Annotated in this window: 10 protein-coding genes; 6 read left to right on the top strand and 4 right to left on the bottom strand. The window is 65.4% G+C overall.

Annotated features, from left to right (window positions below):
- Nucleotides 1-56: 56 nt before the first annotated feature.
- Nucleotides 57-6,500, bottom strand: a complete 6,444-nt coding sequence (locus AC1RR3_RS16500) for an amino acid adenylation domain-containing protein (protein ID WP_492824161.1) — start codon at nucleotides 6,498-6,500, stop codon at nucleotides 57-59.
- Between the two features lie 135 nt (nucleotides 6,501-6,635).
- Here AC1RR3_RS16500 and AC1RR3_RS16495 point away from each other — a divergent pair, with 135 nt between their 5' ends.
- From AC1RR3_RS16495 to AC1RR3_RS16485, 3 genes are all read left to right on the top strand, one after another.
- Entirely contained in the window at nucleotides 6,636-10,103 is a 3,468-nt protein-coding gene (locus tag AC1RR3_RS16495) for an ATP-binding protein (RefSeq protein ID WP_492824160.1), read from the top strand.
- Nucleotides 10,103-10,897: a protein-L-isoaspartate O-methyltransferase family protein gene (locus tag AC1RR3_RS16490; protein WP_492824159.1), complete on the top strand. Its 795-nt coding sequence runs from the start codon at nucleotides 10,103-10,105 to the stop codon at nucleotides 10,895-10,897. The genes AC1RR3_RS16495 and AC1RR3_RS16490 overlap by 1 nt, the downstream gene beginning before the upstream one ends.
- A 95-nt stretch (nucleotides 10,898-10,992) precedes the next feature.
- Nucleotides 10,993-11,952: a DUF6492 family protein gene (locus AC1RR3_RS16485; protein WP_492824158.1), complete on the top strand. Its 960-nt coding sequence runs from the start codon at nucleotides 10,993-10,995 to the stop codon at nucleotides 11,950-11,952.
- Here the strand turns inward: AC1RR3_RS16485 and AC1RR3_RS16480 are convergent.
- Both AC1RR3_RS16480 and AC1RR3_RS16475 read right to left on the bottom strand, forming a co-directional pair.
- Entirely contained in the window at nucleotides 11,949-13,016 is a 1,068-nt protein-coding gene (locus tag AC1RR3_RS16480; protein WP_492824157.1) for an endo-1,4-beta-xylanase, read from the bottom strand. The genes AC1RR3_RS16485 and AC1RR3_RS16480 overlap by 4 nt on opposite strands.
- Nucleotides 13,017-13,112: 96 nt before the next feature.
- On the bottom strand, nucleotides 13,113-14,198 hold the full coding sequence (locus tag AC1RR3_RS16475; protein ID WP_492824156.1) for a glycosyltransferase: 1,086 nt from the start codon (nucleotides 14,196-14,198) through the stop codon (nucleotides 13,113-13,115).
- A 288-nt stretch (nucleotides 14,199-14,486) separates the two neighbouring features.
- Between AC1RR3_RS16475 and AC1RR3_RS16470 the strand changes: the two genes are divergently transcribed.
- Together AC1RR3_RS16470 and AC1RR3_RS16465 are read left to right on the top strand one after the other, a co-directional pair.
- Nucleotides 14,487-15,923 (top strand): lipopolysaccharide biosynthesis protein, encoded by a 1,437-nt coding sequence (locus tag AC1RR3_RS16470; RefSeq protein WP_492824155.1) that lies wholly within the window; start codon nucleotides 14,487-14,489, stop codon nucleotides 15,921-15,923.
- A gap of 367 nt (nucleotides 15,924-16,290) precedes the next feature.
- Nucleotides 16,291-17,307 (top strand): fatty acid desaturase, encoded by a 1,017-nt coding sequence (locus AC1RR3_RS16465; protein WP_492824154.1) that lies wholly within the window; start codon nucleotides 16,291-16,293, stop codon nucleotides 17,305-17,307.
- Between the two features lie 70 nt (nucleotides 17,308-17,377).
- Here the strand turns inward: AC1RR3_RS16465 and pstS are convergent, their stop codons facing one another.
- The gene (pstS, locus tag AC1RR3_RS16460) at nucleotides 17,378-18,430 is read right to left on the bottom strand and encodes a phosphate ABC transporter substrate-binding protein PstS (RefSeq protein WP_492824153.1); all 1,053 of its coding nucleotides are present in this window, start codon (nucleotides 18,428-18,430) and stop codon (nucleotides 17,378-17,380) included.
- 417 nt (nucleotides 18,431-18,847) lie between these two features.
- Here pstS and AC1RR3_RS16455 point away from each other — a divergent pair, with 417 nt between their 5' ends.
- Nucleotides 18,848-20,410, top strand: a complete 1,563-nt coding sequence (locus AC1RR3_RS16455) for a L,D-transpeptidase (protein WP_492824152.1) — start codon at nucleotides 18,848-18,850, stop codon at nucleotides 20,408-20,410.
- Nucleotides 20,411-20,425 lie beyond the last annotated feature (15 nt).

The raw sequence follows: 20,425 nt of genomic DNA, 5'->3' as shown, positions 1-20,425 counted from the left end.
TTGCTCATTCACAGCTTTGACGAGTGAATACATGTTCGCCCGTCCTGTACAGCCGGTCATGCCGCCCTGCGGGCGAGCAATCGGCCGAGCGGCGTATTGGGTTGGGCGACGGCGGCCCCCAGCAGAGCGACGAGATCCGTCATCCACGCGCCGACTGTGCCGCCGTCGAGCAGTTCGCCCTTGTAATTGCATGAGCCGGTGATTCCGGTCGGGCGCTCCTTGAGCATCAGCGACAGCCAGGTCTGGTCGATCGGCAGCACCGGCTGCCCCTCGCGCGCGACATTGCCGATCGATTCCATCGTGATGTCAGGCAGATCGAGCGGTTGGCGCAGTGGATTTTGCAGGGTGAAATAGACCTGGAGCAGCGCGGCCGGATCGATCCCCTCCTGCTCCAGATGGTCGGCCAGGATGTTGAACGGCAGTTCCTGCCGCGCATGCGCATCGAGCACGCTCTGGCGCACCCGGGCCAAAGCCTGCGCGAACGACAGATCGGACGTGATTCGGGTGCGGACGATCACCGTGTTCTCGAACGGGCCGACGATTCGGTCGGTGTCCGGCTGGGCGCGGTTGGCCATGGCGGTGGCGATCGAGATGTCGCTGCGGCCGGTCTGGGCCTGCAGCAGCGCCTTCAAGCCGGTCAGGAGGCACATGAAGAGCGTCGCGTTGTGCTGGCCGGCGAACGCCGTCAGCCTGCCGATCAGCTCGCGCTCGAGGCTGACCGGATAATGCCCGCTGGATGCGCCCGGGCTCGCTTCGCCGTCGAAGACCGGGGCCGCGCCGCGCAAATTCTCGGTCCAGTCGGCGGCCTGGCGGCGGGCGGCGTCGGTGCCGCACCACCAGCGTTGCCAGCGCCCGACGTCTGAAAAGGCCGGCGGCAGCTTCGGCAGTGGCGCCGCGGGACGTCCAGCCAGCGCCGCATAGCGGCTCGACAATTCCTCGAACAGCACGCCGATCGACCAGCCGTCGGCGACGGCATGATGCAGCGTCAGCAGCAGCACGTGGTCGTCGGCATGGAGCCGCAACAGCCGCGCCCGCAACAGCGGCGGCCGCGCCGTGTCGAACGGGGTGTAGGTTTCCTGCTGGATCAGCAGATCGATCTTCCTGGATTCGAGGGCCCTGCGCCGCTTGTTGTTGTGCGGATGCCCGTCGCCGATGATTTCGACGGTGAAGGCGGGTCCGAGCTCGCTGGGTGTGGCGATGCGGCTAACGGGTTCCCCGCCGCTCCAGCCGAACGCGGTCCGCAGCGATTCGTGGCGGCGGACGATGTCGCCGAAGGCCTGGGCGAGGGCGGCCGGATCGAGCGGGCCGTGGAGGTGGAAGGCAAAGGGCAGGTTGAACAGCGGCAGGCCCGGCAGGTTCTGCTCGATCCGCATCATCTGGTCCTGCGCGATCGAGAGCGTGGGAAGCCCGCTGTCAGCCAGGCGCGGTACGCTTGCGGCCGGCGTGCGCGGCTTCGCCGCCACGGCCTCGTCGACCCGACGGGCGAGTTCCTCGATCGTCGGCGCCTCGAAGATGGTCTTGATCGGCAGCGACACGCCGAGCGCACGCGCGACGCGCGCCATCGCCTGGCCCGCCAGCAGCGAATGGCCGCCGAGATCGAAGAAATTGTCGGTGACACCGATGCTCTCGACCTTCAGCAGGTCGATCCAGATGTCCGAGAGCACTTTTTCCGTGAAGCGCCGCGCCGGCACCGCCGCATCCGGCGCGGAGGTTTCCTGCTGGGCAGGCGCCAGCAGCGCGGACCGGTCAATCTTGCCATGGGCATTGAGCGGCACCTGATCCAGGAACAGGAATGCAGACGGGACGGCGTGGCCCGGCAGCCGGCTCTTCAGGAACTCGCGCAGCCCGCTGGCGCTGACGCGGTTACCGGACCTTGCGACGATATGGGCGATCAGCCTGACATCGCCGCCGGCCTCGCGACGTGGCTCGACGATGCCCGTGTGCACACTCGGATGGTCAGCCAGCGCGTTCTCGATCTCCTTGAGCTCGATCCGGTAGCCGCGGACCTTGACCTGTTGGTCGGCGCGGCCAAGGCATTCGATCGTGCCATCGGCCCGGCGGCGGGCGAGGTCGCCGGTACGGTAGAGCCGCGCACCTTCCTGGCGCGAGAATGGATCGGGCAGGAAGCGCTGCCGGCTCTGCGCGGGATCGTTGACATAGCCGCGGCCGATTCCGGCGCCCGTGATGCAGAGCTCGCCAGTCACGCCGATCGGCTGCGGCTGAAGATTTTGATCGAGCACATGGAGCTGGGTGTTGGGCAGCGCCGCCCCGACCGGAACATTGGTCGTCGCGGTCGCCGGTGCTTTGGTCAGGCGATGCAGGGAGACGTCGTCAGAACATTCCGACGCGCCGTAGGCGTTGATCAGCGGCACCCTGGGGCAGCGGGCGAACCAGGCGTTGCAGAGATCGACCGGCAACGGCTCGCCGGTCGAGATCAGGACGCGCAGCCTTGCAAAGGCACGCTGGACCTGTGCCTCGTCCATGCGGTCGAGGATCACGCGCAGCAGCGACGGGACGATCTCGAGCACGGTAACGTGCTCGCGCTCGATCTCCTGCGCGAGCAGGATCGGGTCCTGCACGACCGCGTTGCCGCAGATATGCACGCGCGCGCCGACCATGGGTCCTGCGAGGAACTGCCAGACCGAGATCACAAAACTCTGCGGCGCGGTCTGCGCGATCACGTCCCTGGCCGTGAGGCCGAGTTCGGAAATCAGCGACGCCAGATGGTTCGACAGGCCGCGCTGCTCGATCATGACGCCCTTCGGCGCACCGGAGGAGCCGGACGTATAGACGAGATAGGCAAGGCTCGAGCCCGCGCGCCGCGCCGCGCGGGCCGGCTTGGTCGCCCCAGGCGCAATCGTATCCTCGAGCTCGGCCACCTGGATACGCTCGACCAGTGGTTCGAGCAGTGCTTCGACCATGGATGATTGCGCGCGTCCGGTCAGCAGCACCCGGGCCAAGCTCGATCCGAGGATGGTCGCAAGCCGTGCCGGCGGCTGATCGGGATCGAGGTTCAGGAAGGCCGCGCCCACGCGCTGTACCGCGATCATTGCGGCGAGCAGATCGGGACCGCGCTCGACGAGCAAGGCAACCAATGTCTCCGCGCCGACGCCTTCGCGGGCCAGCCAGCGCGCGATCGCCTGGCTACGGCGCGCCAGCTCGCGATAGGTCAGGGAGGTGCGGCCATCTGACACTGCGATTGCGTTCGGCGACTTCTTCGCCTCGCGGTCAAAGCGTTCGCTCAAATTGCCGCGCGTGGTGAAATTGGCCGGCATGCCGTGGCCTTTCGCCAGCAACTGCCGGCGTTCGGCCTCGGTCAGCAGCGGCAGGCGCGAGACGCGCTGCTCCGGATTGGCGATGACCGCCTTGAGCAGGGTCTTGAACTGAGCGGCCATGCCTTCGATCGTCGCCGCGTCGAACAGGTCGGTGGCGTATTCGAAGAAGCCGGTAAAGCGGCCGTCGGCCTCGACCAGTTCGAGCGTGATGTCGAAGCGCGCCACCTTCGGATCGACCTCCAGCCGCCGCGTCGACAGGCCCGGGAAACGTGCCGCCTCGATCGAGGCGTTCTGGAGGATGAACATGATCCGGAACAGCGGATTTCCGTCGCTCCGCCGCGCGATCTGGAGCGCGCGCAGCACCTCCTCGATCGGGAGGTCCTGGTTGCGATAGGCATCCAGCGTGACCTGGCGCACCCGCCGCAACATCTCGCCGAAGCTGGGGTCGCCGCCAAAATCGTTGCGCAGGATCAGGGTGTTGGCGAACAGCCCGATCAGGCGCTCGCTCTCGATCTGGTTGCGGTTGGCGATCAGCGATCCCGTTGCGACATCCTCATGCGCGGTGTGACGGAACAGCAGGCACTGGAACACCGCGAGCAGCGTCATGAAGGGGGTGACGCCCTGGTCCTGGCTCAGTGCGCGGACATCGCCCGAGAGGGCCTTGGAGAACTCGAAATAATGGCGGGCGCCGTGGCCGCTCCAGACCTCCGGCCGTGGCCGGTCGGTCCGCAGCGGCAGCGTGGTGACGCTATCGAGCTGAGTCCGCCAGTAATCGAGCTGCTCCTTCGCCGCCGGTGTCCGCGCCCAGCTCTGCTGCCACAGCGCAAAGTCACGATACTGGAAGGCGGTCGAGGGCAGTGCCGCCACGCTCTTCTTGCGTGCGGCGGAATAATGCGCGGCGAGCTCCTCCCAGAACAGTCGCTGCGACCAGCCGTCAGTGACGAGGTGATGGACGTTGACCACCAGCGCGTGGCTGGATTTGTCGAACGACAGCAGCGTGACCTGCAGCGGCGGCTCGTGCGCCAGATCGAACTGATATTGCGCGAGCTTCAGCGCCTCGCGCCTGACAGTCGCCGCCTGCTTGTCTGCGGGGCAGGGTTTCAGCTTGATGCGCTCGAACCGCGGCGGCGATTGCAGCACGAGCTGCGCCGGCTCGCCCTGCCGTTCGATGAAGACCGAGCGCAGCGCCTCGTGGCGGGCGCAGATCGCGGTGAGACCCGCAGAAAGCGCCGCGACGTCAACCAGGCCCTTGAGGAGCGCGACTTCGACGACATTGTAGTTGTAGCGGGTCGGATCAAGCCGCGACAGCACGTACATTCGCTGCTGCTGGAACGACAGCGGCGCATCCGCCGCTGCGGCCTGGCGCCACGCCGGCAGCATCGTCTGGCGATGGGTCGTGGCGGTCTCGATCCGGGCCGCAAGCGCGGTGACCGTGGCGCAATCGAAGATATCCTCGAACGAGAAGTCGACGTTGAAGCGTTCGCGCAGGCGCGAGCGCATCTGCGTCGCCGCGAGCGAGTCGGCGCCGAGCGCGAACACGTCCTGATCGACGCCGACCTGCGGGAGCTCGAGCAGACCGGCCCAGATCTCCGCAAGCTGGATCTCCAGTGCGTTGCGCGGCAGCTGCACTTCGTCGCGGTCGCCCACTGTTGCGATCAACTCGGCCAGCGCATTACGCTTGACCTTGCCGCTGGCGCCCTTCGGCAGCGCCGCCACGCTGCGGATCAGGCTCGGCACCTTGTAGGCCGCAAGACGCTTTCGTGCGAACTGGCGCAATCCGTCCGAGGTCGCCTCGGAATCCGGACGCAGCACCACGACGGCAGCGACGTTCTCGCCGAGCTTTGGGTGCGGGACGGCGAACACGCCGGCCTCCAGCACGGCCGGATGGCTGAGCAGGACCTCTTCCACCTCGAGCGGCGAGATCTTCTGCCCGCCGCGGTTGATGACGTCCTTGATGCGGCCGACGATGAAGAGATAGCCGTCGGCATCGAGATAGCCGAGATCGCCGGTTCGGAACCAGCCGTTGCGGAACGCGGCCTGCGTCGCCGCCTCGTCGTTATAATAGCCGCGGCTCATATTCGGTCCGCGCAGCATGATCTCGCCGTGCTCGCCGCTCGCAAGCGCGCGGCCCGCCCCGTCCATGATCGCGATCTCGGGACCCGCGGCGCGACCGACCGATCCGATCTTGCGCAGCTCGAACGGATTGGCCGCGATCTGCGAGGCCGCTTCCGTCATGCCGTAGGTTTCGAGCACGGGAACGCCGAAAATCGCCTCCAGCCCGTTGAGGATCGCAGGCGCGAGCGAGGACGAGGCCGAGCGGATCACGCGCAGCGACGAGAACCTCGCGCGGTCTGGGTTCGCTTCGGCTGCCGTCAGCAGCGCGCGATGAATGGTCGGCACCGCCGTGTACCAGGTCGGTTGCAGCTCCCGCATCCAGCCGAAGAACGACAATGCGTCGAAACCGTCGGTGCAGACCACGCTGGAGCCCGCGGCCAGCGCCGTCAGCAGACCGGAGATCAGGCCATGGGCATGAAACAGCGGCAGGGCGTTGAGCAGGCGATCGCGGGATCCGAGCGACAGCACGTGGCCGGCATTATAGGCGGACAGGCACACATTGCGATGCGTGAGCGGCACCATTTTCGGCCGTGCCGCCGTGCCCGAGGTCAGCAGGATGAATGCATCGTCGTCGCCGCGCGAGGCGCCGCTCGTGCTCGCCGGTCCGATCACCGGGCCCGTGAACGCGCAGCCGCCGAGATCGTCTTTCGGCCCCGGCACGAAATCGATCACGGCGATGCCCAGCGCCTTGGCGACATCACGGCTCGGTGAGTTCATATCGGCTCGGGTGACGAGCGCGGTCAGCTTCAATTCGCTGAAATAGCGCTGCAGCTCGTCCGCTGTCAGATCCGGATTGACGGGGATGCAGGCGCCGGCCGACGCCACCGCGATCAGCGCCAGCGCGCTGTCGGCGCCGCGCGGCAGTGCAACGGCGATCCGGTCACTGGGTGCGATGCCGAGCCCGCGCAGCGTGCGGACGAGGACTTGCGTCCGCTCACCAAGCGCGCCGTAGGTGAGAGCCGGCCGGCCCAGCGCAAGCAAGGCAGGGGCTGCGGGCGTCTTGCGGGCGTAGAAGTCGAGAAGGCCGCCGATATGCGCGAATATCTTCGTTTCGGCGCTCGCGCCGACTGATCCGTCTTCCGCTCCGGATGCAATGTCCGACAACGCCATTCCCTTTTGATCCGATTGGTCTATTCTTCCCAAGACTTAGCGAACGCGTCCAGTCTGAGGTGAAGTTCGGGCCCCAAAATCTGTGGTTGAGGGGTCTAAAGCCCTTCGACGGAGTGAAGGTCGGGCAGAATCACCATGCTGGAGAATGAGCCTGTTACGGGGACGGAAGGCGGGCTGAAGCGCTGGCTCGAAGGCATCGGTCTCGGTCACTATACCGATCTCTTCGCGCAGCACCGCCTCGATCTCGATGTCATGGGGGACCTCACCGAGGCCGATCTGGTCGAGCTCGGGTTGCCGCTCGGCGATCGCAAGCGGCTCCGGCGGGCGATGGCGGCGATGTTCCAGGCTGAAACCGCGGAGCCGCCGGCGGCAGTGGCGCGGCCACAGACCCGGACGGAGGTCGGGGCCGAACGGCGCCAGCTCACCACCATGTTCTGCGACATGGTGGATTCCACCGCGCTCTCGGCACAGTTCGATCCGGAAGACGTGCGCGACATGATCGCGAGCTTCCGCGAAACCTGCGTTCGTGTGGTCAAGCATTACGAGGGCTTTGCCGCCCGTTTCGTCGGCGACGGTATCCTGGTCTATTTCGGCTATCCGACCGCGCATGAAGACGACGCCGAGCGCGCGGTTCGCGCGGGGATCGAGATCGTGCGAGTGTTATCGACCGCGCGGGCGATCGAGCCACGTGGCGCACTCAGCCACTCGCCCGCCGTCCGCATCGGCATCGCGACCGGTCTCGTCGTGGTCGGCGATCTCGTCGGGCAGGGCACCGAAGAGCGCGACTCCGCGGTCGGCGAAACCGTCAATCTCGCCGCGCGCCTGCAAGCGCTGGCGCCGCCCAATGGCGTGGTGATCTCCAACTCGACGCAGTCGTTGCTGAAGGGCAAATTCGACTACCGCGATCTCGGCGTCCATGCGCTGAAGGGCATCTCGGAGAAGGCGCAGGCCTGGCACGTGATGCGCGCCACGCGGGTGGAGACCCGCTTCGCCGCCGCCATGGGCGGACGGCTGACGCCGCTCGTCAACCGCGAGGAGGAGATTGCGCTTCTGATGGGGCGCTGGCAGCAGGTCAAGGATGGCGACGGGCAGGTCGTGGTCAAGTTCGGCGAGCCCGGCATCGGCAAGTCGCGCATCATCCAGGAGATATTCGAGCGGATCGCGGGCGACCGGCATGGACAGGTCTCGTTCCAGTGCTCGCCTTATTACACCTCCACCGCGTTCTATCCGTTCGCCGAGCAGCTCAAATTCTCCCTCGGCCTCGACCGCGAGGATGCGTCCGCGCTGTCGCTGGCGAGCCTGGAGACCGCGATCGCCGCCGCTCATGGCGACATCGAGCAGATCACGCCACTGTTTGCCGCGCTGTTGTCGATTCCGACCGGGGATCGCTATCCGCCGCTCGAATTATCGCCGCAGCAGCAGAAGGACGCCACCGTCGCGGCGCTGGTCAATCACTTCCTCGGCCTCGCGCGCGAAATGCCGCTGGTGATCGCGTTCGAGGATCTGCACTGGATCGACCCGACCTCTCGCGAGGTGATCGACCTCCTGGTCGACCGGGTGCAGAACCAGTCGATCCTGGTCGTCATCACCGCCCGCTCCGAATTCCAGCCGAGCTGGAACGCGCATTCGCACATCACCACTTTGGTGCTGAACCGTCTGAGCCGGCAGCTGCGCACGACGCTGGTCGAGCGCGTCGCGGGCCGCGAGCTTCCCAAGGAGGTCGTCGAGGAGATCATCGTCAAGACCGACGGCGTGCCGCTGTTCCTGGAGGAGCTCACCAAGACCGTCCTGGAATCCAACCTGCTGACCGAGCGGCATGGGCGTTACGTGCTGTCAGGTCCGTGGCGCCAGCTCGCGATCCCGGCAACGCTGACGGATTCGCTGATGGCGCGGCTCGACCGGATGGGGCCGTTCAAGCGGATCGCGCAGATCGGCGCCACCATCGGCCGTGAGTTCTCCTACGAGACGCTTCAGGCGGTTGCCAACACGCCGGCGGAGCAGATCGAGGCCGCGCTCGATCATCTGGAGGAAGCCGGGCTGATCATGCGCCGCGGCCATCCGCCGGACGCGCTCTATTCCTTCAAGCATGTGATGATCCAGAACGCCGCGCATGAGAGCCTGTTGCACAGCGAGCGGCGCAAGCTGCATGCGCGGATCGCGCAGGTGCTTGCCGAGATGTATCCGGAGAAGACCGACCGCGAACCTGAGCTGCTCGCCCATCATCTGACCGAGTCAGGCCAGAGCGAGGGCGCCGCCAGCTTCTGGCTCAAGGCCGGCAAGCAGGCGGCCAAGAGCGGCGCCAATCTGGAGGCGATCGGCCATCTGCGCCGGGGCCTCAGTGTCGTGCAGGCCAATGCGCGCATGCAGGGCGCGGACGAGATGGAGCTCGAGCTGCGCATCGCGCTCGGCAACGCGCTGATCGCCGCCAAGGGCTATGCCGTTCAGGAGGTCGAGGAAAACTACATCCGCGCGCTCGAGCTCGGCCAGCAGCTCGACGACGACGAAAAGGCCTTCGCCGCCACGCGCGGGCTCTGGGTATGTCATTTCATCCGAGCCGATCTCACCCGTGCGCACGATCTCAGCGTCGAGCTGCTGAAGTTCGCCAAGCGCGAGCGGCTGAACGAGGGGACGCAGCCGGCGCAGCAGACCGGCTATCTGATCGAGGCGCATCGCTCGATCGCGATGACCATGCTCTATCGCGGCCGCTTCGCCGCCGCACAGCACCATCTGCATCGTTGCATCAACCTCTACAGCCCTGATCTGCACTCCGATCTGATGGAGCGCCACGGCACCGATCCCGGCGTGGTCTCGCTGTCCTATCTCGGCTATCTCCTGTGGTTCCTGGGCCGGCCCGACGCGGCACGCCAGCACAGCGAGCAGGCCATCCTGCACGCGGAGAAGATCCGTCATCCGTTCTCGCTCGCCTTCGCGCTCGTGTTCGGCGCCTATCTCTGCCAGCATCTGCGCGATATCGAGGGCACGCGCGACCATGCCAATCGCGCCATGATCATCGCCACCGAGCACAATTTCCTGCACTGGAAACAGCAGGCCGCGATCCTGCGCGGCTGGGCGCTGGCGCAGCTCGGCGAGGCTGACGAGGGGATCAGCCAGATGCGCTTCGGCCTCGACGAATACGAGGCGATGGATTCCTGGCTGGCCGGCTGCTGGTTCCGCTGCCTGCTCGCGGAAGCCTACGCCAAGGTCGGGATGCGTGATGCCGCCCTGCGCGCACTGGACGGTGCGCTCGCGACCGCCAGGCGGACCGGCGATCACTCCTATCTCGCCGAGGTTTATCGCCTGCAGGGCGAGATTACGCTGTCGGACGGCGACCCGATGTCGGTGCAGGAGGCGGAGGATTTGTTCGAGCTGTCGCTGGAGACCGCGCGCAAGCAGGGCGCGCTGTCCTGGGAGCTTCGCACCGCCGTCAGCCTCGCGCGGCTGTCGCACGATTCCGGCAAGCGCGAGCACGCAAGTCTTCTGCTTTTGCCGATCGTCGGCAAATTCAACGAGGGATTCCTGACGCCTGATCTGAAGCAGGCCATGCAGCTCGTGCGCGAGCTCGGAGGAGACGCGCCTGTCCGTCAGCAGGCCGATCCGGTGTGATGAGCGATCTTGCCGCCGCGCGTGCGCGCTACGTGGAGGGAATCGCAAAGCGCGAGCGGATCGCCTCAAAGCGCCTGCTTGACGCGCTGGCCGCCGTTCCGCGCGAGGATTTCCTGGCGCGCGGACCCTGGCGCATCAAGAGCGAGGCGGGGAGCAGCTACCGGCTGACGCCGGATGCCGATCCCGTTCATCTCTACGACAATGTGCTGGTTGCGATCGACGCGCGCCGCAAGCTCGACACCGGGCTGCCGAGCCTGTGGGCGCATTTCATCGACCTGCTCGACGTCAAGGAGAGGGACAGTGTCGTGCAGATCGGCTGCGGGCTCGGCTATTTTTCAGCGGTGCTGTCGAACATCGTCGGACCAAAGGGCAGGGTGCACGCCATCGAATGCGACGAGCGACTTGCCGTTCGCGCAGCGAATTACCTTCGCCGCTATCGCAACGTCGCGGTCGTCCGTGGTGACGGATGCGAGGACATTGGCGAGCCCGCCGACGTGATCATCGTGCATGCCGGCTTCTCACACCCGCATCCACTTTGGCTCCAGTCGCTTCGTCCGCGCGGCCGGCTCCTGGTGCCGCTGACCCAGCGGGACCGCGAGGGCGCCGCCCTCAAGATCACCCGCAGGGGCAAAGGGTTCGAAGCGGAGGCGGTCCAGCAGATCCGGATCTTCCCCGGCCAGGGCCGCGGCGCAACCGCGCTCGACGACCGCGTCGCCGACTGGTGGCAGCGCGCCTCCGCTTTGGCCCCGCTGCGCTTCCGCGGCGTCGAGCAGGGGCTGCCGTCGGACGGCTAATGCTTCGTTTCATTTTACCTTGATTGCGAATGTAAGTATCCAACGCCTTCCAGCGCCGCTATGACTGCGGCCTAATGGCCATTTGAGCGCGCTCCATGCATTCCGTTGCACTGCTGACTGCCAGCTATGCCAAGGATATCGAACGCTTTTCGCTGCTCAGCGAGAGCATCGACACCTGGCTGACGGGATATACGCGGCATTATGTTCTCGTTAACGATGAGGACGTGCCGTTGTTTGCGCGGTTCGCGTCCGACAAGCGCGTCATCGTTCCGGCCTCGCGCTACCTGCCGAAATGGCTCTTCGCGCTGCCGCCGGCGCTTCAGTTCATCAGCAATCGCCGGGTCTGGGTATCGCTGCTGTCGTCACCCGTGCACGGCTGGCACATCCAGCAGATCCTCAAGATCGCGGGCGTCCTCAACGCGCCTGAGCAGCGCGTCTGCATCCTGGATTCGGACAATCTGTTCTTTCGCGAATTCGACGTCGGCCAATATGCCGGTGGTGAGACGACGCCGCTTTTCGTCACCCGCAAGGGTATCGACGCCACCCACCCGTTGCATGTCCTGTGGCTTCAGACCGTCGATCAGCTTCTCGGCGTCAAGGAGCGCTCGCTCCCCGCCGACGACTATGTCGGCAACGCGCTGGTCTGGGACAAGGATGCCGCGCGGGCGATGACCGACGCCATCAAGTCGGCGACCGGCCTGAGCTGGGCCCTGGCGCTGTGCCGGAAGAAGAAATTCTCCGAGTATCTGCTGTACGGAAACTTCGTCGCGAACTCGCCGGAACATCTGGCGCGGCATCGGGTCACCGAGGACAGCATCGCCGTCTCGCATTGGGACGATACGCGCCTCGATCGTCCGGCCATCGAAGCGATGATGCGGGCCGCCTCGCCCGAGCAGGTCGCGCTCTGCATCCAGTCCTATTCGTCGACCTCGATCGACGACATCCGCGATGTGTTCCGTCTCAGCTCGCGCGATCGTCGCGGCCCGAGCCTGTCGCCCGACCATATCGGCGATGAGGCCGGATTCGAAGTGCGAACGCGCCAGGCTCCGCGTTAAACGTCCTTCGTGAACTTGCTGATCACGTCCATGAACGGCTTTGGCTTGAACTCGCCGTCGAGCGGCAGCGGCCGGTTCGGCTGTTTGTCCTTGCGCGCGAAGGTGCCGTTGATCCAGCTGTAGCGGTCCGAGAGGCCCCAGGTCAGGATCGAGCGCACCGCGCCGCTGGTTGAAATGGCGGTCAGCAGATCGTCGACGCGCTTGGCGACGATGGCGTCGCGCTCCGCCGGATTGCCGGTCAGCTTCTGATCGTCGACGTCGAGCTCGGTGACATACACTTCGAGCCCCCAGGACCGCAGCTCGGTGACGAACTCGGCAAGCCCATGCGTGTCGATCTCGAGCTCGGCGTGCAGATGCGATTGCAGCCCCACGGCGTGCAGCGGAACGCCCTGGTCGAGCAGTTCCATGATGAGGTGGCGGTAGGCCGCGCGCTTGGCGATGAACGAGTCCTTCGCGGACTCGATGTCATATTCGTTGATCGCGAGCTTGACGAAGGGATCGGCGGCGGCCGCGGTGCGGAAGGCCAGCGGAATCCAGCCTTTGCCCAGATGCTGCGTCCAGAACGTATCGCGCCGGTCGGTGATCCCCTTCGGATTGTCCGGGATCGGCTCGTTGACGACGTCCCACGACGTCAGCTTGTCCTTGTAGTAGGACACGACGGTGCCGATGTGGTCGACATAGGCCCGCTCGACGCCCTTGCTGTCCTTGATCTGCTTGGTCCAGTCCGGAATGTCGTGATACCAGGCGAGCGCGTGGCCCCGCATCGTGAGATCGTTGTCCCGGGCAAAGTCCCAAATCGCGTCCGCACGCTCGAAGTTGAACGTGTGTGCGTTCGGCCGCAGCATCGGCCATTTCAGCTCGAGCACCGGCACGACCTGCGTGCAATAGGTGCTGATGGCTTCGCCGAGCCTGGGATCGGCCTGCAAGTCCCAGAGCGTCGCCGCGGCACCAAAGCCTGGGCGCCGCTGCGCAAGCTTCGACGCCGGCAATGCTGACGCGGATGCGCCCGCCGCGAGCGTCGCGGCGCTGCCGAGGAGAAATTCGCGTCTGTCGAGCTTGGCCAATTGCGGTGTTCCTTTGGGAACCAACGCGCCATCGTACCAAGCGGCGCCCTGCAACGCCGGGGTTTCCGATTGTTGGGTTAACTTTGCCGGACGTCGTCAGCCGGTCTGACGCTGCAAGACCGCCTCGGCAATCGCGTAATAATGCAGCGCGCCCTTCTCGAGCGTCAGATTCTCCATCACATAGTCGCGAGGTGCGAAGTCGCCGGCGCCGACATGCGACCAGAAGTCGCCCCACGCGGCGACGAAGCCACCCGCATCGGTGAAAATCGTGCCGCAGCGTGGGTCGAAATAGGGCACCGAGGACACGCCACCCTCGTATCTGACCCGATGCGGGAAATATTCCGGATCCTGCCACGGCCCGCCGCGATCCCAGGCGAACACGGGAACGCCGCTCGACAGCGCCTGCTGGCAGGCGATGCCCTGGCTCTCATGCTCGCACAGGAAGACCATGCTGCGGCAACGCGCCAGCGCAGCCTTGTAGTCGTCTTCCTTGTACTGGCCGTAGCGGATGACTTCGACCGTGCGGCCGCTGGCCTCGAGATGCCGGCGGATCGGCTCGATCAGCTCCGCATCGAAGCGGTCGTGCTCCCAGCGCACCTTGTCGTAGAGCAGCACGTCGACGCTTTTCTGCTCAGGAGGCGCCGGCGTCCACAGATCGGTCTCGATGCCGACCGGCCAGATCTCGACATGGGGCCAGTAGGGCCGGCACATCTCGGCATACCAGCTGCACGGCACCAGGATGGTCTTCGTGTGCAGGTCTGTGAGATGTGCTGGTGCTTCCACCGGGTGGTTGTACATGGCGACCCCGAGCAGGAGAGGGTTCTTCCATGCGAACCAGTCCAGCACGAACGGCCGCCCGATGATGCAGGCAAGCTCTTGCGGATGCTTGCGGATGTAGCCGTAATCGTTGACGCGATAGGGAATGCCCACCCGGTCGAGGCCGGCACAGAGATTGAGGAACACGCGCCGCTGGCCGCTGATCCATGACTTGCCGAGCAGCATCCGCCGCAGCAGCGGCCGGATGTGGCGGTCACCCGGAAACCAGCGATCGTCCCGTTCCTCGAAAAACAGGTTAAGCGTCATCCGCTCGCCGCCATCAGGGGCCGCCGGAACCAGCGGAGCGTCGGCACCGCCATGCGGCAGGTGAGCCGGGTTCGCCCGTATACGCTCGGCAACGTCCATTTCGGTCACGTCCAGGCACTGAAAAACGTCGGACGACGTTTTGAAATCATGGTTTCTTTTCGATGATCGCGGCGGCCGGTTCAAGCACAGGGCAAATTTAACGCTAACGCGCGAAATCCGCCGCAACGTCCCATTCGCGGACCGATTTGCAGACTTATGTGACATTCTTCGGGGATGCTGCGGCGCAGTCCGATTGCCAAGCCTTCGATCGTCAAGCCAAGGTCAAGCCAAGGTCCAACTGATTAACGGCCGCAGAACTCGCAAGACCGCTTCCGGTCCCGTGCCCGCATGCTGAACCGCCATTTCTCCATCTACCTCGTCGCCTACATCCTGCCCGCGGCGGTGGGCTTCTTTGCCGTCACCGCCTACACGCGGCTACTCACGCCCGCCGAATACGGCGTCTATGTCGTCGGCATCAGCCTTGCCGGCATCCTGGGCGCGATCTTCTTTGCCTGGATCAAGCTGTCGGTGTCGCGCTATCAGGCGATGTCGGCGGAGGTGGATTTTCGCGGCACGGCGATGGTCGCCTTTGGGCTCACGGTCGCGGTGCTCTGCGCCGCCACCCCACTGGTCTTCTTGTTCCGCAGCGATGTCAGCGTCGAGCTGCTGCTGGCCAGCATGTTCGTCGCGATCATGGCCAATGCGGTCGATGTCGGCCAGGAGTTCGAGCGCGCCAAGCTGCGGCCGTATCGCTTTGCGGCGATTTCGATCGTGCGCAGCGTATCGAGCGTCGGCTTCGGCCTCGCCGGCATCTGGCTCGGCTGGGGCGGCATGGGCTTGCTGGCGGCGTTCGGCCTCGGCTCACTCACAGGGATCATTCTCAATCTCGTCGGAGACCGCACCACGATCTCCGGTTTCCAGCGCAGCCAGTTCATGCAGCTGGCGCGCTATGGCCTGCCGCTGACGCTCGCGGGCCTCTCGGTCGCGCTGTACTCGACCTGCGACCGTCTGATCGTCGCCTATCTGCTCGGCAAGGACGCTGCCGGCATCTTTGGCGTCGCCGCCGATCTGCCGCGGCAATTCATGGTCATGATAGCCTCGAGCGTCGCCGCGGCAACTGTGCCGCTGGTGTTCCGGTCGCTGTCGGAGAAAAACAACGAGACGACACGCGAGCGGTTGAGCGAGAGTCTCGAGCTGCTGCTCGTGGTCGTCGCGCCCGTCGCGATCTGGCTGGCGCTCGCGGCGGACCAGGTCGCAGGCACGCTCGTCGGCGTCGATTTCCGCGCCGGCGTGTCGGCGCTGCTGCCGATCCTGGTGCTCGCCCGCTTCTTCGGCATCGCCAACCAGTTCTACGTCCAGATCAGTTTTCAGCTCGCCGAGCGTCCCTTCATGCTGGCGGCGCAGTCCTTCCTCACGCTGGTGGTGAGCGTGGCGCTGATGTTCACACTGGTTGCGGGCTACGGCCTCCACGGCGCGGCGCTGGCGACGCTCGCGACCGAAGCGCTCGGCTTCGTCGTCGCAATCGTCCTGATGCACCGTGCCCATCCCGTGCCGTTCGACGTCAACCGTCTCGCCGGTGTGGCGGTGTCTGCGGTGGCGATGGCGGCTGCGATCCTCGTCGCGCGATCGCAGGTCAATGGCTCCGGCCTCGTCCCGCTCATTGTCGTGAGCCTTGCCGGCGGTCTCGCTTACGCCGCCGCGGCATGGCTGTTGAACGTCGCGAATATACGGACGCTGTCCCTGCGCTTCCTGAGAACGTTCAATCGGAAGGCACTGGGCGTCTAGCCGCGCTGTCTCACGAGGCTGCGGTCGCGCTACCCCGGGACGCCGCGGAAATCAGCCGATTCGTCTGCTGCGATACCGCGCTCCGGGGGCGGCCACCGTTTAATATGGCTCACAACCCGCAAAAATGCGGGCTGGCCGGCAAATATGTCCGCCGCTTGATGACGGCGGGATGGTTGTGCTGGCTTTCGGTCTCGGTCGCGGGGTATTGTACAGTCGGCGGGAGCGCTGGCTCTTGGCGTGAGCAATGTCGCTCGGCCCGATATCCAGGCACGAATCAATATGAGAATGCGCGGGGCGCAACGGCCGGAGGCGGCCGTGGGCAACAACCGTGCCTCTCAAGGCGGGCATTTTCAGGAGCAGACCAGTTATGACTCAAAGGACGCCGGAAATCCGCGCATCGGCGCAGTTGCTCGCGCGTTATCGCGAGCCCGACAGTGCGCGCGGTGTCCTCGAACTGGCGATCACGGCGGTGCCGTTCCTCATCATCTGGGCTCTGATCTGGGTCGCTCTCGATCACGGCTATTGGCTGGCTCTGCTGCTCGAGGTGCCCGCGGCGGGCTTGCTGGTCCGCCTCTTCATGATCCAGCACGATTGCGGACACGGCTCGTTCTTCCGCGGCCGCGTTGTCAACGACTGGGTCGGCCGGGCCATCGGTGTCGTGACGCTGACGCCCTACGGTTACTGGCGGCATAACCATGCACACCATCATGCCGGCTCCGGCAATCTCGATCACAGGGGCCTGGGCGACATCGATACGTTGACCGTGCGCGAGTTTCTCGCGCAGCCGCGATGGCGTCGGACGCTCTATCGTTTGTATCGGCATCCTATGGTGATGTTTGGCGTAGGTCCATCGTATCTGTTCATCCTGAAGCATCGATTGCCGCTCGGGATGATGCGCGGCGGCTGGAAACCCTGGCTGAGCACGATGGGCACGAACACCGCGATCGCGGTTCTCGTCGCCGCCATGATCTGGCTGGTCGGCTACGGGCCGCTGCTGCTCGTACATCTGCCGATCATCGTTCTGGCGGCGTCGATCGGTGTCTGGCTGTTTTACGTCCAGCATCAGTTCGAGCACACATACTGGTCCAATGGCGAGACCTGGAATTTTCACGACGCTGCGCTGCACGGCAGCTCCCATTACCAATTGCCGGGTGTCCTGCGATGGTTCACGGCCAATATCGGCGTCCACCACATCCATCATTTGTCCAGTCGAATTCCCAGCTATCGGTTGCCGGACGTGCTGCGCGACCACCCGCAGCTCGCTGGAATCGGGCGAATAACGCTGCTCCAGAGTTTGCGGACCGTGCGGCTGGCCTTGTGGGATGAGGAGCGCTTGCGGCTCGTCTCCTTTGGCGAGGCTGGCCGGTCCGCCGGCCGTCGGTGACACCTTCTTCGGCATCGCCATACAGCTCGCGGCGGTGCCGCTGTTCGCACGCGGCGTTCGTTCGGCGCGGTCAGCGTTTGCCGCTGGCCGCCGCCGTCATGGTGGTCGCCTCAAAACTCTGCTGCCAATATTGCTCGACCTGCTGGATCAGGGCCGGCGGCAACGGAACGTAGTTGAGCGTTTCGGCTTGCGACTTTCCGCTGTCCAGCGACCAGCGGATGAAGTCGATGGCCGCGGCCGATCTCTCCGGCGATTTCGGCTGCCTGGACATCAACACGAATGTCGTGGCCGTGATCGGGTAGGCATCCTCGCCCGGAGCATTGGTGAGAACGAGATGGAAATCCTTCTCGGCCTTCCAGTCAGCACTCGAGGCTGCCGCCTGGAACGAGGCGGCGTCGGGGACAACGAAATGACCGGCGTTGTTCTGCACCACCCCGAACGAGATCTTGTCGAGCCGCTGCAGGGCATAGGCATATTCGAGATAGCCGATCGAGCCCGGAACGAGGCCGACGAGCGAGGCGACGCCGTCATTGCCCTTGCCGCCGAGCCCCACCGGCCATTCGACTGCGGTGCCTTCGCCGACGGTCGTCCTCCACTGCGAGCTGACTTTTGAAAGATAGTTCGACCAGTTGAATGTCGTGCCGGAGCCGTCGACACGGTGAACGACGGTGATCGGCGTATTCGGAAGCGTCAGCTCGGGATTGATCGCGCGAATGGCGGGATCGTTCCAGGATCTGAGCTTGCCGAGATAGATGTCCGCAAGCACCTGCCCGGTGAAATGAATCTGGCCCGGCTTGACGCCGTCGATATTGACGACCGGAACGACGCCGCCGATCACGATCGGGAACTGGATCATGTGGAGCTTCTCCAGCTCCGCTGGATCGAGCGGCATGTCGGTCGCACCGAAATCGACGGCGGCCTTCTTGATCAGGACGACGCCGATGCTGGATCCCACCGCCTGATAGCTGACGCTATTGCCGGTCTTCGCCTTGTAGGCGTCGATCCATTTCGTCATGACGGGCGAAACGAAAGTTGAACCTGCACCGGTGGTTTCGGCAGCGAAGCTTTGCGTCGCGACCAGCAGAACCGTGAGGGCGATCGGTAGGCTGATATGTTTCATCATGCGTCCGACGTTAGCAGCACGCCCGGAACGCCTCTGTGGCTTACGTCACAAGAATGTAATGGAAACAAGAACCATCTAGTTTGGTCTCTGTGTGATGCAGGACCTGGCGACTGAACAGCTCTCTGCACATCTCCGTGATCCCGGTCACATCCTGCTGCCTTGGCGGACGCCGTTCGCCCGGCTCCCGTCCGCGCCGCCTCTGAAGGCGGACATTCTGCGCAGCGATTGACCGCCAGCGCCAGGCCAGCCTCGGCCACAGGCCGCCCTTCCGCCCGCGCGGGCGGTCGTATATGAGAGATTTGTCACCCGAGCGGGCCGAATATCGCTGGATACGGAACGGATGGTGGCTGCGATTTCTTAATCCAAAGATCGCAATCTGATTTTTGACCGGCGGACTGCATTTCGACCGAGGATGGCATGAAAAACCTGATGACAACGGCGCAATCCACCGTGGCGATGCGGCGTTGGGGGCCTCCCGGAATTGTGGCGTTGGCGGCGATGCTCGCATTTGCGGCAGGAGGCCCGGCGACCGCAGCCAAGCAGCCGCGCCAGCCGGCCGAGGCGGTGGCGCCGCGCGAGGCCGGCGAGCCGATCATGGCGGTGGTGTCGATCAAGAGCCAGCAGGTCACCTTCTACGACGCCGATGGCTGGATCCTGCGCGCGCCGGTCTCGACCGGCACCACGGGACGCGAGACGCCGGCCGGCGTCTTCGCCATCGTCGAGAAGGACAAGGACCACCACTCGACCATGTACGACGATGCCTGGATGCCGAACATGCAGCGCATCACCTGGAACGGCATCGCGCTGCATGGCGGGCCGCTGCCGGGCTATGCGGCCTCGCACGGCTGCGTGCGCATGCCGTTCAATTTCGCCGAGGGCCTGTTCGACAAGACCAACATCGGCATGCGGGTGATCATCTCGCCGAACGACGCCGCCCCGGTCGATTTCATCCATCCCTCGCTGTTCGTGCCGAAGCGCGAGGCCATCGCGGCCGCGCCCGGTCGGATCGGCAAGCTCTCCGGCGAGGCCGAGGAGGCCACCCGGGCTGCCGACGAAACCAAGAAGGCTGCGGCAGCGGCAGCGAAAGAGGCGCAATCGCTCCCGGCTTCGCTCCGCAAGCTCGAGCAGCAAAAGGCGCGCGCCGACGCCGAGAACGCCTATGCCGACAAATTGGTTGCGAATGCCCGGAACGATCAGGCCAAGGCAAAGGCCGACGAGCTGAAGCAGAAGGCCGCGACCAAGGCCGCGGATGCGGCCACCCAGCTTGACGCCGCCAAGGCCGCTGCCCAGCCCAAGCGCGACGCCGTCGCTGCAACGAAGGAAGCCGCCAAGCTGGCTGCGACGAAAAAAGCTGACGCCGTGAAGGCTGCGACCGACGCAAAACTCGCGCTCGAGCCGGTCTCCGTCTACATCAGCCGTTCGACCCAGAAGCTCTACGTGCGGCGGAACACGCACAAGCCGGCGCCGGATGGCGGCGGCGAGGTGTTCGACACCAGCATCGAGGTTCCCGTCACGATCCGCAATCCCGACCAGCCGCTCGGCACGCACATCTTCACGGCGATGGCGAAGAACGATACCGGCCTGCGCTGGAGCGTGGTCACGATCGACAGCGGCGACGACGCCAAGAACGCGCTCGACCGCATCACCATTCCGCAGGACGTGTGGGATCGCATCGGCCCGACCGCGTTGCCGCGCTCGTCGATCGTCATCTCGGACGAGCCGCTGAGCGCCGAGACCAACTACCGCACCGAATTCGTCGCCGTGCTGAGCAATCACCCGCAGGGCGGCTTCATCACCCGCAAGCCGACCGCGCCGCCGCCGATGGAAATGGCGAGCGACGACGGCTGGGGCGGCAACGGTTTTGGTTTCTTCTTTGGGCAGCGCGATCCGAACCCGCAGCCGGTCAATCCGCGCCGCCAGCGCGGCGGCCAGTACCAGTATTATCAGCCGGCCCAGCCGATGCAGCGGAGTTTTTGGTAGGACGCGGGGCGCAAG

This window comes from Bradyrhizobium sp. GW821-FHT13H05 (genome assembly GCF_058804065.1).
The sequence above is the reverse complement of the archived record's forward strand: the minus strand, read 5'-3'. Positions and strand labels throughout refer to the sequence as shown.